This window comes from Pseudomonas sp. Z4-20, from assembly GCF_051131955.1.
Classification (GTDB): Bacteria; Pseudomonadota; Gammaproteobacteria; order Pseudomonadales; family Pseudomonadaceae; genus Aquipseudomonas; species Aquipseudomonas marvdashtae.
On sequence record NZ_CP071641.1, the window covers coordinates 397355 to 413488 of the forward strand.

At 63.3% G+C, this 16134-nt stretch carries 13 protein-coding genes and 1 pseudogene; 13 read left to right on the top strand and 1 reads right to left on the bottom strand.

All coding sequences use genetic code 11. From position 1 onward, the window contains the following. The first annotated feature begins 8 nt into the window (after positions 1–8). The 13 genes and pseudogenes from J3P82_RS01975 (at position 9) to madM (ending at position 15045) form a co-directional block, all read left to right on the top strand. The gene (locus J3P82_RS01975) at positions 9–5936 is read left to right on the top strand and encodes an Hpt domain-containing protein (protein WP_434560310.1); all 5928 of its coding nucleotides are present in this window, start codon (positions 9–11) and stop codon (positions 5934–5936) included. After that, entirely contained in the window at positions 5929–6390 is a 462-nt protein-coding gene (locus J3P82_RS01980; RefSeq protein ID WP_434560312.1) for a chemotaxis protein CheW, read from the top strand. The genes J3P82_RS01975 and J3P82_RS01980 overlap by 8 nt, the downstream gene beginning before the upstream one ends. 141 nt (positions 6391–6531) lie before the next feature. Next, complete coding sequence (locus tag J3P82_RS01985) at positions 6532–7161, top strand: nucleotidyltransferase domain-containing protein (RefSeq protein WP_434560314.1); 630 nt, start codon at positions 6532–6534, stop codon at positions 7159–7161. Then, positions 7124–7551 (top strand): annotated as a pseudogene (locus J3P82_RS01990) (hypothetical protein). The gene J3P82_RS01985 and the pseudogene J3P82_RS01990 overlap by 38 nt, the downstream one beginning before the upstream one ends. A gap of 241 nt (positions 7552–7792) precedes the next feature. Next, a complete protein-coding gene (mdcA, locus tag J3P82_RS01995; protein WP_434560316.1) occupies positions 7793–9463 on the top strand; it encodes a malonate decarboxylase subunit alpha in 1671 nt (556 codons plus the stop codon). Then, complete coding sequence (locus J3P82_RS02000; protein WP_434560318.1) at positions 9464–10339, top strand: triphosphoribosyl-dephospho-CoA synthase; 876 nt, start codon at positions 9464–9466, stop codon at positions 10337–10339. It abuts the gene before it with no gap. After that, positions 10339–10638 (top strand): malonate decarboxylase subunit delta, encoded by a 300-nt coding sequence (locus J3P82_RS02005; RefSeq protein ID WP_434560320.1) that lies wholly within the window; start codon positions 10339–10341, stop codon positions 10636–10638. Before J3P82_RS02000 ends, J3P82_RS02005 begins: the two co-directional genes overlap by 1 nt. Next, entirely contained in the window at positions 10631–11482 is an 852-nt protein-coding gene (locus J3P82_RS02010) for a biotin-independent malonate decarboxylase subunit beta (protein ID WP_434560322.1), read from the top strand. The genes J3P82_RS02005 and J3P82_RS02010 overlap by 8 nt, the downstream gene beginning before the upstream one ends. After that, on the top strand, positions 11479–12282 hold the full coding sequence (gene mdcE / locus J3P82_RS02015; RefSeq protein WP_434560324.1) for a biotin-independent malonate decarboxylase subunit gamma: 804 nt from the start codon (positions 11479–11481) through the stop codon (positions 12280–12282). Before J3P82_RS02010 ends, mdcE begins: the two co-directional genes overlap by 4 nt. Next, entirely contained in the window at positions 12276–12899 is a 624-nt protein-coding gene (locus J3P82_RS02020; protein WP_434560326.1) for a malonate decarboxylase holo-ACP synthase, read from the top strand. Before mdcE ends, J3P82_RS02020 begins: the two co-directional genes overlap by 7 nt. After that, positions 12896–13816: a malonate decarboxylase subunit epsilon gene (mdcH, locus tag J3P82_RS02025; protein ID WP_434560328.1), complete on the top strand. Its 921-nt coding sequence runs from the start codon at positions 12896–12898 to the stop codon at positions 13814–13816. Before J3P82_RS02020 ends, mdcH begins: the two co-directional genes overlap by 4 nt. Before the next feature lie 66 nt (positions 13817–13882). Next, the gene (gene madL / locus J3P82_RS02030; RefSeq protein WP_434560330.1) at positions 13883–14275 is read left to right on the top strand and encodes a malonate transporter subunit MadL; all 393 of its coding nucleotides are present in this window, start codon (positions 13883–13885) and stop codon (positions 14273–14275) included. Between the two features lie 5 nt (positions 14276–14280). After that, positions 14281–15045: a malonate transporter subunit MadM gene (madM, locus tag J3P82_RS02035; RefSeq protein WP_434560332.1), complete on the top strand. Its 765-nt coding sequence runs from the start codon at positions 14281–14283 to the stop codon at positions 15043–15045. A gap of 55 nt (positions 15046–15100) precedes the next feature. On the opposite strand, the gene J3P82_RS02040 is transcribed toward madM, so the two are convergent. Continuing rightward, entirely contained in the window at positions 15101–16015 is a 915-nt protein-coding gene (locus tag J3P82_RS02040; protein WP_434560334.1) for a LysR family transcriptional regulator, read from the bottom strand. Positions 16016–16134 lie beyond the last annotated feature (119 nt).

The window sequence follows — 16134 nt, forward strand, 5'->3', positions numbered from 1 at the left end:
GAGTGGTTATGGGTGATCGGCACGACTACGTGGCCCTGGAATGGGTCAAGGGCGAGATTGCCGAAACGCTGAAGCAGGCCCACCTGGCCCTCAATCGCCTGGTGGACGACCCGCAGGCGTCGGATGCCCTTGCCCAATGCCTGGCCTGCATCCATCAGGTCCATGGCGGCCTGCAGATGGTCGAGTTCTACGGCGCGGCGTTGCTGGCCGAGGAAATGGAGCAACTGTGCGGTGCCTTGCAGAGCGATCGAATCGTCCATCGCGACGAGGCCATCAGCCTGTTGCGCCAAGCCTTGGGCCAGTTGCCGATCTATCTTGATCGGGTCCAGGGCGCTCGTCGCGACCTGCCTTTAGTGGTGCTGCCATTGATCAACGACTTGCGCAGTGCCCGGGGCGAGAGCCTGTTGTCGGAAACCAGCCTTTTCAGTCCGCAATTAGCCGATATTGCCCCGCTCGGCGAGGACGCCTTGAAACGGCTCGAGCCGGCCGACCTGCCAGGCACCTTGCGCAAGTTGCGCCAGACCCTGCAAGTGGCCCTGGTGGGGCTGTTGCGCGAACAGGACGACGCCACCCATCTCGGTTACCTGGCCAAAGTCTTTCACCGTATGGAAACCTTGTGTGCCGGCGCGCCACTCAACGCGCTGTGGCAAGTCGCTTCGGCGCTGGTCGAGGGCATGCGCGACGCACGCATCGGCAACAGCCCGGCGCTGCGCAGCCTGTTCAAGGACGCCGACAAAGAACTCAAGCGCCTGCTGGAGCAGGGCATTGCCGGCATCAATCAACCGGCCCCACCCCACTTGGTCAAAAGCTTGTTGTTCTATATTGCCAAGGCCGAACACCCCAGCGGGCAGATGCAGATCATGAAAGAACGCTACTCACTGGACGACGCGCTGTCCGACGGCGCCATGGTCGATGAAGAACGCGCGCGGCTGGCCGGGCCCGACCGCGATGCCATGCGCTCGGTGCTGGCGGCGCTTTGCGAGGAATTGGTGCGGGTCAAGGAGCGCCTGGACCTGTTCGTGCGCAGCGACCGCCAGCACGCCTCGGAACTGGACAGCCTGTTGGCGCCCCTGCGGCAGATCGCCGACACCTTGGCGGTGCTCGGTTTCGGCCAGCCGCGCAAAGTGATCATCGACCAATTGGCGGTAGTGCTGAGCCTCGCCCAGGGTCAACGCGACCCGGATGACGCGACGCTCATGGATGTCGCGGGGGCCTTGCTCTATGTCGAGGCAACGCTGGCCGGCATGGTCGGCACCGTCGAGCCTGAAAGCCGCGACGACAACCCTCTACCAACGATTGACCTGACCCAGATCCACCAGATCGTCATCAAGCAAGCCCACACCTGCCTGCAACAGGCCAAGGACATGATCGTCGATTACATCGACGCCGACTGGAACAGCGAGCAGCTCGAGGCGTTGCCGGGATTGCTGACCCAGGTGCGTGGCGCGCTGGCGATGATTCCGTTGAGCCGTGCCGCCAGTCTCGTGGAGGCTTGCAACGGTTTCATCCACGAGCATCTGCTGCTCGATCATGCACAGCCGGGTTGGGAAGAACTCGACCATCTGGCCGATGTGATCACCGGCCTGGAATATTACCTGGAGCGTTTGAGCGAAGACCCGCAGAAGCCTGCCGAGGGTCTGCTGGATGAGGTCGAACGCAGTCTCGGCGCCCTCGGCTATTTCCCAGACGAAGCCCGCGTGCCGTTGCTCGATGATGTGCTGAGCCCCAACGAGGCCCAGGTCATGCAGGACTTGCAGGAACTGGACGATCCGCAAACCGTGCAATCGCTCGCCGAAGTCCTGGCCAGCCCGGTCTCGGCGGTCAACCCGCCGGCGAGGAACATGCCGGCCAGCCTGCTGCCGCCGCCGCGGGATGAAAGCCCGGTGGACGATGAACTGCGCGAAGTGTTCCTTGAGGAAACCGCCGAGGTGCTGGACGTCCTGCATGAGTACCTGCCGCGCTGGGCCGCTCACACGGATGACCACGTTGCCCTGGCTGAACTGCGCCGAGCCTTCCACACCCTCAAGGGCAGCGGTCGGATGGTCCGGGCGCTGATCCTGGGTGAGCTGGCCTGGGCTGTGGAGAACCTGCTCAATCGCGTGTTGGAACGCAGCGTCGGGCCGGGCACTTCGGTCCGGCAGTTGGTTGAAGAAACGGTGCAATTGCTGCCTGAGCTGGTCGCCGATTTCGCGGCCTCTCACCAGCGCCAGCGTGACGATGTCGACCGCTTGGCCGCCCGTGCCCATGCGCTTGCCAAAGGCAGTGATGAAGAGGATGACGACGAACAGGACGTGGCTGCGCTCGATCCTTTGCTCCTGAAAATTTTCGACAACGAAGCCCAGGCCCACCTCGCCACGCTCAATCGCTTTCTCGACCAAGCCGCCGAACAGTTGCCATTGCAAGCCGGCGACGAACTGCAACGGGCCTTGCATACGCTCAAGGGCAGCGCATCGATGGCCGGTGTAGCGCCGATCGCCGAGCTCGCCGGGGTGATGGACGAAATGGCCCGGGAATACAGGGCGCATCTGCTGGCTCTCGACCTGGAGGAGGTTGAGCTGTTGCTGGAAGGCGAAGGGTTGCTGCGACGGGGCCTGCGCCAGTTGCACAGCGAACCGCTGTCGCCGATCCCCGGTGCCGCCGACCTGATCCAGCGCGCCCGGGCGCTGTTGGCCGAGCGCCTGCAAGCGGTCCACGGCTCGCCGGACCAAGGCGTGCGAACCAGGCGCGATCCGCAGTTGATCAATAACTTCCTCGCCCAAGGCATGGACATCCTGCTGGACGCGGAAAACCTGCTGCAGCGGTGGCAACAACATCCCGCCGAAGGCCAGGAATTGAGCGCGCTGCTCGATGAGCTGACCACCCTCGGCGAAGGCGCGCACCTGGCCGACCTGCACCCGGTGGACGAGCTCTGCGAAGCCTTGCTCGATCTCTATGGTGCGGTGGAGGAAAGCAGCCTGGCGGTCAACGAGGCCTTTTTTCAAGAGGCGCAACGGGCCCATGAAGCGCTGATCGACATGCTTGATGAACTGGCGGCCGGGCAGCATGTGAATCCGCAGCCTGCACGCGTGCAGGCCCTGCGCAGCCTGCTTGAAGAGAGTCTCGATCCGGCCGCCACGGGACTGATCCGCAGCGATGGCAGCCGCACCCTGAGCATCCGCGAACTGAGCCACGCGACGGCCGAAATGGAGCGCAGCGCCCCCGCCGACACTTCGGTGGACGATGACATCGCGGCGATTTTCCTCGAAGAGGCCCAGGACATTCTCGAAAGTGCCGCTCAAGCCTTGCAGCGCTGGCTCGCCGACCCGGACAACGGCGCACCGTTGTCATCGCTGCAACGCGATTTGCATACCCTCAAGGGTGGCGCGCGCATGGCGGATATCCGGCCGGTCAGCGACCTCGCCCAAGAGTTGGAGAGTCTCTACGAAGGGCTGGTGGACCGCCGCTACAGCTACAGCGCGGAGCTGGCGCAGTTGCTCCACAGCAGCCACGAACGCCTCGATCTGTTGCTTGGGCAGTTGCAGCAAGGTCAACCGTTGGGGGATCCGGTTGCGTTGATCGACGCGATCCACCGGTTCCGTCAGGACAGGCCTAACGCCATCGAGATGCCAGGGTCAGGTTCGAGCGATGTGGCCGGGCACGATCCTGAGCTGCTGGAAATCTTCCTTGAGGAAGGGTTCGACATTCTCGAGAGTTCCGGCGCGGCGTTGCTGCGTTGGCAGGAAGATCCGGCGAACCGCCAGGCCGTGGAAACGCTGCTGCGAGACTTGCACACGCTCAAGGGTGGAGCGCGGATGGTGGAAATCGCGCCCATCGGCGATCTCGCCCACGAGCTTGAGAACCTTTATGAAGGTCTGTCGGCGGGCCTGTTGCAGCCAAGCCCGGAGCTCTTCAGCTTGTTGCAGGGCAGCCATGACCGGCTGGCGCAGATGCTCGACGCGGTTCGTGCCGGCCAGCCATGTCCGCCAGGCGATCGATTGATTGCGCGGATCCAGGCCGTGAACCATCCGCAGGGCGGCGAGGCCCCCGCGACCGTTGCGGCAGCGGAACCGGCGTTGCCCCAGGCCCCGGCGCCTTTGCTGGCGCGAGCCGAGCCCGTCGCGTCAAGCGACGGTGCGGACATGGTCAAGGTCTCCGCCGAATTGCTCGACGATCTGGTGAACCTGGCCGGTGAAACCTCGATCTTCCGTGGCCGCATCGAACAGCAGGTCAACGATGCCCGTACCGCCCTGAGCGAGATGGAAACCACCATCGAGCGCATGCGCGACCAGCTGCGCCGCCTGGATACCGAGACCCAGGGGCGAATTCTCAGTCGCCAACAGGTGGAAGCCGAACGGTTGGGCTACGAAGAGTTCGACCCGCTGGAAATGGACCGCCACTCCCAGTTGCAGCAATTGTCCCGGGCGCTGTTCGAGTCCGCCTCGGACCTGCTCGACCTCAAGGAAACCCTTGATCGCAGCAACCACGACGCGGAAAACCTGTTGCAACAGCAAGGGCGCATCAACACCGAACTCCAAGAGGGCCTTATGCGTACGCGCATGGTGCCGTTCGAGCGCATGCTGCCGCGCCTCAAACGCATCGTGCGGCAAGTGGCGCAGGAGCTGGGCAAGGACGTTGAGTTCGTGGTCGGCAACGCCGAGGGCGAGATGGATCGTAATGTGCTCGAGCGCATGGCCGCCCCCCTGGAACACATGCTGCGTAACGCCGTCGACCATGGCCTCGAGCCGGCCGACGTGCGGATCGCCGCGGGCAAACCCGCCCGGGGACGTATCAGCCTCGACCTGTCCCGGGAGGGCGGCGACATCATTTTCGACATCCGTGACGACGGGGCCGGTGTGCCGCTGGACGCGGTGCGGCGCAAGGCGATCAAGCGTGGCTTGTTGTCGCCAGACAGCGACATGAGCGATCGCGACGTGTTGCAGTTCATCTTGCAGCCCGGGTTCTCCACCGCCGAAAAAATCACCCAGATATCCGGGCGTGGCGTCGGCATGGACGTGGTCCATGAAGAGGTGCGGCAGTTGGGCGGCAGCATGGGCATCGACTCCACGCCGGGGCAGGGCGTGCATTTTCGCATTCGCCTGCCGTTCACCGTGGCGGTTAACCGGGCCTTGATGGTGCAGTGTCACGAGGACCAGTACGCCATTCCGCTGAACACCATTGAAAGCATTGTCCGGGTGCTTCCCGCCGAGCTGGACGGCTATTACCAGCTCGACCCGCCGGTCTACGCCTATGCCGGGCAGCGTTATGAGTTGTGCTACCTCGGCGAGTTGCTGAAAACCGGCGCTCGCCCGAAATTGCTGGGCCAGAGCCAACCCTTGCCGGTGCTGCTGGTGCAATGCAATGAGCGGCATATTGCCGTGCAGGTGGACGCCACCACCGGGACCCGGGAAATCGTGGTCAAGAGCCTTGGTCCGCAATTTTCGGCGGTCCGGGGCCTGTCGGGAGCGACGATCCTGGGGGACGGCCGGGTGGTGCTAATCCTTGACCTGCTGGCGCCGATCCGCGCCTTGCCACACCAGGTCCCGCGTCGCGATGGACGTGCGCAAGGCGAGAGTGAACCGCAACGTCCGCTGTTGGTTTTGGTGGTGGACGACTCTGTGACCGTGCGCAAGGTCACCAGTCGCCTGCTGGAGCGCCATGGCATGCACGTGCTCACCGCCAAGGACGGTGTGGACGCCATGGCGTTGCTGGCCGAGCACTCCCCGGACCTGATGCTGCTGGACATCGAGATGCCGCGCATGGATGGCTTCGAAGTGGCCGCGCAAGTGCGCAACGATCCGCGCCTGGCACATCTGCCGATCATCATGATCACCTCCCGCACCGGCCAGAAACACCGCGACCGCGCCACGGCAATCGGCGTCAACGACTACCTGGGCAAGCCGTACCAAGAGTCGGTGTTGCTCGACAGCATTGCGTACTGGGGCAAAAACCATGCATGACTCTCGCGCCAGTCATCTCACTGGGCTATTGCTGCCCTTGGCTGATCGGCACCTGATCCTGCCCAACGTGGCGGTGGCCGAACTGATCGATTACCAGAGCAGCGCGTTCGATCTGGACACCCCGCCGTGGTTCCTGGGCTGGGTGAGCTGGCGTGAACGGCAGATCCCGCTGCTGAGCTTCGAATCGGCCTGCGGCCAGAAAACCGTGATCGGTGAGCGCGCGCGCATCGTCGTGCTCAACGCTTTGGGCGGTCGGCCGGAACTGCGCTTCGTTGCGCTGCTGGTACAAGGCATCCCGCGTTCCTACAAGCTCGACAGCCAATTGAGCTACGTCGACGTGCCGCTGTGCGGGCTGGAGCAGGCGGCGGTGCAGGTGGGGGAGCATGTGGCGAAAGTGCCGGATCTGTTGGCGTTGGAAGAGTTGGTGGTGGCAGCGGGGCTGGTAAAAAACTAGGCATGGCGTTGTACCTGTAGGAGCAGGTATTCATTTCATCGAGATCTCAAAACCGTCGAGATTCCCCGAGTTAAGCGGCAAGACTTGATAAGTCCCAAAAAGGGACCTATCGTTCCCTTTTTGGGACTATAGGTTGCCTCTATGAATCACCTTCCTCTCAGCGATGCGCTGTTCACGGCCACTCAGCGCCGGGTCTTAGGTTTGTTGTTCGGTAAGCCGGATCAAAGCTTCTACACCAACGAAATTGCTCGCTGGGCTCAAATAGGCAAAGGCAGCCTCATGCGGGAGCTGGAACGCCTGCAACGCTCAGGCGTGCTCACCATGACTCGTCTGGGCAATCAAACCCATTATCAAGCCAACCCACGCTGCCCGATTTACGCTGAGCTGCTAGGCATCGTGCGCAAAACCATCGGTATCGCCGAACCGTTGCGCCAGGCATTGGAGCCTTTTTCAGGACAACTGCGCTGGGCGTTCGTGTATGGCTCTGTCGCCAAGGGCCAAGCGAACACATCCAGCGACATAGACCTCATGCTGATTGGCGAGGGCCTGCACTACAGTGAAGTGATGGAGCGGCTCTTACCTCTGGAAGAACAACTGGGTCGCCCGCTAAACCCAACGCTCTACACGCCTCAGGACTGGGCAGCAAAATTTGCGGCCGGCAACAGCTTTGTGGTGCGGGTAGCGCAACAGGACAAGATCAATTTGCTGGGTGAAGACCCTTTGGAAACCAAGGATGGACAAGCACCAAAACCTGGAGAATTTGTTACATAGCGGCGGCCTGAAAGCCGAACCATCGGATCGTCAGGAATGCGAAGGCCTGATGCGTTCAGCCGTGGATCGCTTGAAGGATGCCCAAACAACTGCCCTTTCTTTCGCCAGCCGTTTCGACCTGGCATACAACGCGGCCCATGCCTTGGCGCTCACGGCGCTACGCTTGCGCGGTTATCGGTCGGACAAGCGCTATCTGGTCTTCCAGTGCCTGATTTTCACACGGCGGACATCGGCAAAGTACAGGTCCGGTTATTCGCGTTGTGTCATGAGCGGCGTAACCTTGCCGAGTACGAGGGTTATATGGACGAAGACCATGCACTCCTCACCCAACTGATTGAGAGCGCAGCAGAACTGCTCGAACGGGTCCGGCAATTGATGGCCAAGACTTGATATCCGTGGCGAGGGAGCTTGCTCCCGCTGGGCCGGGCTGGCGCTCCAGCCCGAAGCGGCCCCAAAAGCGACGACTGCTGCGCAGCCGCGCGGGAGCAAGCTCCCTCGCCACAAAGCATTGTCCGCCGCTTTGGCATTCAACCATTACTCCAACCGTAACGATCCGCCACCCAGCTTGATTGATACCCTCGCCCCAACCCTCCTAATGTGACCCCCACGACAGCGAAACCGTGGAGTGATCATGACAACAACAATATCCCCCGACTCGCGCTGGACGCGGCGGCGCAGCGAAAAGCAGCGGCGCCTCGGGCTGGTGAAGGGGCTGGCCGACGGTGTGGTGTTGCCCACCGACAAGATCGTCGCGGCGCTGGAGGCGTTGATCCTGCCGGGCGACCGTGTGGTGCTGGAGGGCAATAACCAGAAGCAGGCGGATTTCCTCTCGCGCTCCCTGGCCAAGGCCGACCCGGGCACGCTGCATGACCTGCACATGATCATGCCCAGCGTTGGTCGTTCCGAGCACCTGGACCTGTTCGAACGCGGCATCGCCCGCAAGCTCGATTTTTCTTTCGCCGGTACCCAGAGCCTGCGCATCAGCCAGTTGCTGGAAGACGGCCTGCTGGAAATCGGTGCGATCCATACCTACATCGAATTGTATGCCCGGCTGGTGGTGGACCTGATTCCCAATGTCGTGCTGTCAGCCGGTTTCATGGCCGACCGTGCCGGCAATATCTACACCGGCCCCAGCACGGAAGACACGCCGGCGTTGATCGAACCGGCGGCCTTCAGCGACGGCATTGTTATCGTCCAGGTCAATCAGTTGGTAGACGATGTCAGCGATTTGCCGCGAGTCGATATCCCGGCGTCCTGGGTGGATTTCGTGGTGGTGGCCGACAAACCGTTCTACATCGAACCGTTGTTCACCCGCGACCCACGCCATATCAAGCCTGTGCATGTGCTGATGGCGATGATGGCGATCCGTGGAATCTACGAAAAACACAACGTCCAGTCCCTCAATCACGGCATCGGTTTCAACACCGCCGCCATCGAATTGATCTTGCCGACCTACGGCGAATCCCTGGGCCTGAAGGGCAAGATCTGCCGCAACTGGACCCTCAATCCACACCCAACCTTGATCCCGGCCATCGAAAGCGGTTGGGTCGAAAGCGTGCATTGCTTCGGCACCGAGTTGGGCATGGAAAACTACATCGCCGCCCGCCCTGATGTGTTCTTCACCGGCCACGACGGCTCGCTGCGTTCCAATCGGATGGTCTGCCAATTGGCTGGGCAGTACGCGGTGGACCTGTTCATCGGCGCTACCTTGCAAGTGGACGGCGACGGCCATTCCTCCACCGTGACCCGTGGCCGCTTGGCCGGTTTCGGCGGAGCGCCAAACATGGGCCATGACCCGCGCGGTCGCCGTCACGGTACACCGGCGTGGCTCGACATGCGCCACGGCGATGGCGAGGCGCCGTTGCTCGAGCGCGGCAAGAAACTGGTGGTGCAGATGGTCGAGACGTTCCAGGAGGGCGGCAAACCCACTTTCGTCGAGACCCTTGACGCGGTGGACGTGGCAAAGAAAGCCGGCATGCCCCTGGCGCCGATCATGATCTACGGCGATGACGTCACCCATCTGCTCACCGAAGAGGGCATCGCCTACCTGTACAAGGCCCGCACCCTGGAAGAGCGCCAGGCGATGATCGCGGCGGTGGCCGGGGTCACCGCCATCGGCTTGCGCCATGACCCGAAAGACACCGCGCGCATGCGCCGCGAAGGGTTGATTGCCTTGCCCGAAGACCTCGGCATCCGCCGTACCGACGCCACCCGCGAGCTGCTCGCGGCCAAGAGCGTCGCTGACCTGGTGGAATGGTCCGGTGGTCTCTACAACCCGCCCGCCAAGTTCAGGAGCTGGTAAATGCGCGCCCTAAACCTGCAACCCCAAACATTATCCCTCGCTGAGCGCTTGGCCGACCTGGCGGTGGACGCGCTGATCGACGAAGCCGACTTGTCGCCCAAGCCGGCCCTGGTAGACCGTCGCGGCAGCGGTGCCCACACCGATTTGCACCTGGGCCTGATGCACGCTTCGGCATTGTCGTTGTGGCCGGCCTTCAAGGAGATGGCCGAAGCCGCGTTGGTCTGCGGCGAGATCGGCCTGCCGCTGCGCGAAGCCCTCGGTCGGATAGGCCGTGAAGGTGAAGCCGCGATGCTTACCACCACGGGCGGGGTGAATACCCACCGTGGCGCGATCTGGGCCTTGGGCCTGCTGGTGGCGGCGGCGGCGCTGGAACCTGAATCCAGCGTCGCGAGCGCAGTCACTTTACGTGCCGCCCGCCTGGCCTTGCTCAACGACCGTTATGCGCCCCAACCGTTAAGCCACGGCGCCCAAGTCGCCCAGCGCTACGGTGCGCGCGGTGCCCGGGAGCAAGCGCAACTGGCGTTCCCGGCCGTCACCGGCCTGGGCCTGCCGCAACTCAAGCGCAGTCGCGCGGCGGGCGCGGGTGAGCAGAACTCTCGTCTCGATGCCTTGCTGGCGATCATGACCACCCTGGCCGACACCTGCGTGCTCTACCGCGCCGGCGAAGCGGGTTTGCAGGCCATGCAACAAGGCGCCCAAGCCGTGCTGGCTGCCGGTGGCAGCGCGACCTTGGCGGGTCGCCGCCAATTGCACGCGCTGGACCAACAACTGATTGCCTTGAATGCCTCGCCCGGCGGCGCCGCCGACCTGCTCGCCGCCTGCCTGTTCCTCGACCGTCTCGAACGCGGCGATGGCCTCGTCCCTGGAGTGTGCTGATGGAAACCTTATCCTTTGAATTTCCCGCCGGGCAGCCGCCACGGGGCCGGGCGCTGGTGGGCTGCGTCGGCTCGGGCGACCTGGAAGTGCTGATCGAACCAGGCTTGGCGGGCACGCTTGCGATTCAAGTGCAGACGTCGGTCAATGGCAGCGAGCAACGCTGGCGGCATCTGTTCGCGCGCATGTTCGACGGCCAGACGCCGCCTGCGATGACCATCGATATCCACGATTTTGGCGCCACCCCCGGCGTGGTGCGCTTGCGCCTGGAACAAGGCTTCGAGGAGATCGGCCATGACTGACAGCGCCGCGTTGCTCAACAAGCATAGCTTCGTCGAACTCGGTGCCCGGCAGCGGGCCAAGGCCCTGCTCGATGAGGGTACGTTCCGCGAATTGCTCGACCCGTTCCAGCGTGTCATGTCGCCCTGGCTGCTGCGCCAGGGCGTGGTGCCGCAAAGCGATGACGGCGTGGTGATCGCCAAGGGCACCCTCGATGGTTTGCCGGTCGTTGTGGCGGCTATCGAAGGCGCATTCCAGGGCGGCAGCCTTGGCGAAGTCGGCGGGGCAAAGATTGCCGGTGCGCTGGAGTTGGCCGCCGAAGACAATCGCAATGGCACGCCCACCCGCGCCCTGCTGCTGCTGGAAACCGGTGGCGTGCGGTTACAGGAAGCCAACCTCGGGCTCGCGGCGATTGCCGAGATCCATTCGGCGATTGTCGACCTGCGCCAGTACCAACCGGTAGTCGGCGTGGTGGCTGGCAGCGTTGGCTGCTTTGGCGGCATGTCGATCGCCGCCGGGCTGTGCAGCTATTTGCTGGTGACCCAGGAAGCGCGGCTGGGCTTGAACGGTCCTCAAGTGATCGAACAGGAAGCCGGCCTCGACGAATACGACTCTCGCGACCGGCCGTTCATCTGGAGCCTGACCGGCGGCGAGCAGCGTTTCGCCACCGGACTGGTGGACCGTTATGCCGCCGATGATGTGGCACGGATTCGCCAGCAGGTCGCCGAGCTGCTGCACCTGGGCGTGCCCACCGAGCACCGCAGCGCTCAGGCCGAGCTGTTCCTCCAGCGCCTGGCTCGCTTGGATACCGATGTGCAAATCGAACCGGCAGCGGTTCGCCAGTTGTATCAGGGAGAACGCCCATGAGTGCGTATTCGTTGAGGGGGCTGCGTTGGTTCGAGGCCTTGAGTGGCGGCGCCAGTGCAGTGCAAGGTCTGCCCGCTTCGTTGAGAGTCGCGGATGTCAGGCTGGGCGAGCAAACCGTGCGCCTGCTGGCGGTGGTGGCCGATCCCGACAACCGTTTCCCAAGGGCGCGCAACGGCGAAGTCGGCTTGCTCGAAGGCTGGGGCCTGGCCAAAGCCGTGGACGACGCCATCGAAGCCGACCGCAATACCGCAGCCAAGCGTGCGTTGATCGCCATCGTCGATGTACCGAGCCAGGCCTACGGTCGGCGCGAAGAGGCCCTGGGCATTCATCAAGCCCTGGCCGGTGCGGCGGACAGCTACGCCCGCGCACGATTGGCCGGACATCCGGTGATCGGCTTGCTGGTGGGCAAGGCCATGTCCGGCGCATTCCTGGCCCACGGCTACCAGGCCAACCGACTGATCGCCCTGCGCGACCCGGGCGTGATGGTGCACGCCATGGGCAAGGCTTCGGCGGCGCGGGTGACTCTGCGCAGTGTCGAAGAGCTGGAAGCCTTGGCCGCCAGCGTGCCGCCGATGGCCTATGACATCGACAGTTTTGCCAGCTTGGGCCTGCTCTGGGAAACCTTGTCGGTGGAACAGATCGAGCAACCGACGGCGGCGGATCTGGCCCGGGTGACCGATTGCCTGCAACAGGCGATCAATGACGTGGCCGGGGCGCCTCGGGATCTCGGCAGTCGCCTGGGCGCGACCCACCGAGCAGCGTCCAGCAACGTTCGCCAATTGTTGAGGGCGCAGTGGTGAGGACGTTCCTGGCCCATGACCTGCTCTGGGGCATGACCCCGGAACAGCTGCCGGCGGATGCGCCGGACTGGGCTGTCGAGTCACTGCGCCATGGGCAACCGGTGGTGGTGCGCCGAGCGGTCACGCCGCCCGGGCACGTTGCGGTGGGCCTGCGCGGTCGCTCCCGTGAACAGCGTTACGCCGCGTCGATGCCTGTGGCTGCGATAGAGCGCCGGGTGCGTCCGGAAGACCTTTGCCATGTTGAGTCCCCTCGCGACCTGCCGGCCTTGAAAGCCTTGTCGCAGTTGCGTCCGTTACTCGATGCCAGTCGCTGGACCTGGGGCGTCAGCGGCAGCGCCGGATTCGAGCTCGCCACGGGCGTCGAGGCACTGCATGAACGCAGCGACCTCGACTTGATCCTGAGGGCGCCGCGCTTCATGGACCGTCTCCAGGCCAAGGACCTGTTGACGCAATTGGACGCCTCGGTCTGCACCGTGGACATACAATTGCAAACGCCCTGCGGTGCGCTCGCCCTACGGGAATGGGCGGGTTCGTCGCCACGGGTGTTGCTCAAGGATGATGTCCAGGCACGCCTGGTAACCGACCCGTGGCAGCCTGCTTTGGAGCAGGCCGCGTGAGCAGCCTTTTCGTTTTCCCCGGCCAGGGTGCACAGCGCGTGGGTATGCTCCACGGTTTGTCGCGGCAGATTCTGGACGAGGCAAGTGATGTGCTGGGCGAGGATGTCCTGCAACTCGACACGGCCCAGGCGCTGCAATCGACCCGCGCCGTGCAGCTGTGCCTGTTGATCGCAGGCGTGGCGGCGTCCCGTCAACTGTTGGAACAGACCCCCGCACCGGATTACGTGGCGGGACTGTCCATCGGTGCCTATCCGGCGGCGGTGGTGGCTGGCGCGCTGGAGTTCGAGGATGCGTTGCGACTGGTCAGCCTGCGCGGCGCGTTGATGCAGCAGGCGTATCCGCAAGGCTACGGCATGACGGCGATTATCGGCCTGGATCTCGCGGCGGTGCAAGCCTTGCTGGCGCAGGTGCACAGCGAAACCACACCGGTCTACCTGGCCAATATCAACGCCGACAACCAAGTAGTCATCGCCGGCAGCGATGAAGGCATGCGCCGCGTCGCCGAACAGGCGCGCAGCCAGGGCGCCGGCAAGGCCTGCCGATTGGCGGTGAGCGTGCCGTCCCATTGTCCGCTGCTGGAGACGCCGGCCCGGACGTTGGCCCAGGCGTTTGCCGAGGTGCCGTTGAAAGCGCCAACACTGGGCTATCTCAGCGGCAGCCGCGCTCGGCCGATCATCAAGCCCGATGCCTTGCGCGACGACCTGGCGTTCAACATGTGCCGCGTGGTCGATTGGCATGGCACGGTGCAAAGCGCCTACGAGCGCGGGGTGCGTTTGCAGATCGAGTTGCCGCCCGGCGCGGTGCTGACCGGGCTGGCGCGCCGGGTATTCGAGCAGGGCACGGTCATGGCGTTTGACGGCGCGCGGCTCGACACCCTGCAAGCGCTGTTGCATGAGGAGGGACGCCGCCAACCCTAGACACCGACTCAAGCTGGCGAAGCACAAAAACAACAACTTCGACGATGCAATTTGAGGATGACGACAATGATTATCTATGGTGTGGCGTTTCTGGCCTTTTGTACCCTGGCGGGTATTTTTGTGGGTGAGCTGCTGGGCAAGCTGATTGGCGTGCCGGCCAACGTCGGCGGTGTCGGTTTAGCGATGCTGCTGTTGATAGGTTTGGGCAGCTACCTGAGCAAGCGTGGCCTATTCAAGGGCAAGTCCGAAGCTGGCGTGGAGTTCTGGAGCGCTATCTACATCCCGATCGTGGTGGCGATGGCGGCGCAGCAAAACGTCTATGGCGCGCTCAAGGGCGGGCCTATGGCGATTCTGGCCGGGACCTTGGCGGTGGTCATCGCATTCGCGCTCGTTCCGGTGCTGGTGCGCATCGGCAACAAGACGCCTGAAGCCGATGTTTCCGTGAAAACCGTAGGGTGACCGCCATGTACGAATCGATGATGAAGGTGATTACCGGCTACGGCCTGATCAGTGGTTTTGCCATTGTCGGCATCACCATGTGGGTGTCGTACTGGATCAGCGACACGTTCACCAAGGGGCGCCTGCACGGCTCGGCCATTGCAATTTTGCTGGGGTTGGTGCTCGCGTACATCGGTGGTGCAATGACTGGCGGGCAAAAAGGTGTCGTGGATATTCCGCTGCTCTCCGGCATCGGTCTGCTCGGCGGCGCCATGCTGCGGGACTTCGCCATTGTCGCCACGGCATTTGGCGTCAGCGTCGATGAGCTCAAGCGCGCGGGACTCGTCGGTGTGCTGGCGCTGTTCGTCGGGGTGGGCACCTCGTTTGTCGCCGGGGTCGGGGTCGCGATGGCCTTTGGTTACACCGACGTGGTGAGCCTGACCACCATCGGTGCCGGCGCTGTAACCTACATTGTCGGACCGGTCACCGGTGCGGCGATTGGCGCAAGTTCCGAAGTCATGGCGCTGTCGATTGCCGCCGGGTTGATCAAGGCCATTCTGGTGATGGTGGCGACGCCTTTCGTGGCGCCCTATATCGGTCTCAACAATCCGCGCAGCGCAGTGATCTTTGGCGGCTTGATGGGCACTTCCAGCGGCGTGGCGGGCGGCCTTGCGGCGACCGATCCGAAACTGGTGCCCTATGGCTGCCTGACGGCGGCGTTCTACACCGCGCTAGGGTGCTTGCTTGGGCCTTCGTTGTTGTTTCTGATCATGCGCGGGTTAATGGGGTAGGGCTTGAGTGATCGTTCCCACGCAGAGCGTGGGAACGATCATGACAGGCTCGGTTTCAGGCTTGGCGATTGGCATACATCCGACACTCGGCCAACAGCGCCAGCAGATTCGGATCACGCTCCTTGGCCTTCAGGAAGACCACGCCGATGTGCTGCTGCAACCGGTATTTCTCCTGCAACGGGATCAGCTTCACCCGGTTCTCATACACCGCCGCAATCCTGCCCGGCAGCAACGCATAACCGACCCCGGAGCTGACCATGCTCAGCAGGGTGAAGATGTCGTTGACCTGCATCGCCACCTTCGGCGCGAACCCTGCCTGCTTGAACACCCGCACGCCGTCCTGATGCGTGGCAAAGCCCTGCGTCAAGGTAATGAACGTCTCGTTGCGCACTTCGGCCAGGTCGACGTCGCTGCGCTGGGCGAAGGGTGAGTCGGCCGGCGTGGCGAGGAAGATGTCATCGGAAAACAGCGATATTTGCTCGCAGTCCGGATCGTTGACGCTGTCGTCCAGGGACACCAGGATCGCATCGACTTCCATGTTCTTGAGCTTGTACAACAGGTCGATGTTCGAGCCCATGATCAGGTCGATATTGAGTTCGCTGCGGCGGATCTTCAGGCCCATGATCAGTTGCGGCACGGTCTTGACCGTCAACGAATACAGCGAGCCCAGTTTGAAGCGTTCGGCGGAAAACCCGGCCGCCTCGCGGGTCAGGCGCACGCTTTCGACCACGTCCTGGATCAGCTTCTGCGCGCGCTCTTCCAACACATAGGCGCTCTCCAGCGGAGTGAGGTTGCGGCCTTCGTGCTTGAACAGCGGGCAACGCAGCGCGCTCTCCAGCGAATGAATGGCCCGGTGCACGCTGACGTTGCTGGTCTGCAAATCGGCCGCTGCCCGCGCCAGGTTGCCGGTGCGCATGAAGGCGAGGAACACCTCGAGCTTTTTAAGGGTCAATTCTTCGTCGATCAACATGGGGTGGACTCTTATTCGTATGGCCTGATTGTGCCCGAAGAAGCCGTGTAGCCATTTAAAAAAGCAAACCATTGCACTTTAAAGCGCCAAGCCTGAGCCTTGGCACCTGTTTCGGAATG

Bases quoted from the DNA above. Each gene is read 5' to 3' on its own strand.
- J3P82_RS01975 (WP_434560310.1), top strand. From the start codon at position 9: ATGGGTGATCGGCACGACTACGTGGCCCTGGAATGGGTCAAGGGCGAG.
- J3P82_RS01980 (WP_434560312.1), top strand. From the start codon at position 5,929: ATGCATGACTCTCGCGCCAGTCATCTCACTGGGCTATTGCTGCCCTTG.
- J3P82_RS01985 (WP_434560314.1), top strand. From the start codon at position 6,532: ATGAATCACCTTCCTCTCAGCGATGCGCTGTTCACGGCCACTCAGCGC.
- mdcA (WP_434560316.1), top strand. From the start codon at position 7,793: ATGACAACAACAATATCCCCCGACTCGCGCTGGACGCGGCGGCGCAGC.
- J3P82_RS02000 (WP_434560318.1), top strand. From the start codon at position 9,464: ATGCGCGCCCTAAACCTGCAACCCCAAACATTATCCCTCGCTGAGCGC.
- J3P82_RS02005 (WP_434560320.1), top strand. From the start codon at position 10,339: ATGGAAACCTTATCCTTTGAATTTCCCGCCGGGCAGCCGCCACGGGGC.
- J3P82_RS02010 (WP_434560322.1), top strand. From the start codon at position 10,631: ATGACTGACAGCGCCGCGTTGCTCAACAAGCATAGCTTCGTCGAACTC.
- mdcE (WP_434560324.1), top strand. From the start codon at position 11,479: ATGAGTGCGTATTCGTTGAGGGGGCTGCGTTGGTTCGAGGCCTTGAGT.
- madL (WP_434560330.1), top strand. From the start codon at position 13,883: ATGATTATCTATGGTGTGGCGTTTCTGGCCTTTTGTACCCTGGCGGGT.
- madM (WP_434560332.1), top strand. From the start codon at position 14,281: ATGTACGAATCGATGATGAAGGTGATTACCGGCTACGGCCTGATCAGT.
- J3P82_RS02040 (WP_434560334.1), bottom strand. From the start codon at position 16,015: ATGTTGATCGACGAAGAATTGACCCTTAAAAAGCTCGAGGTGTTCCTC.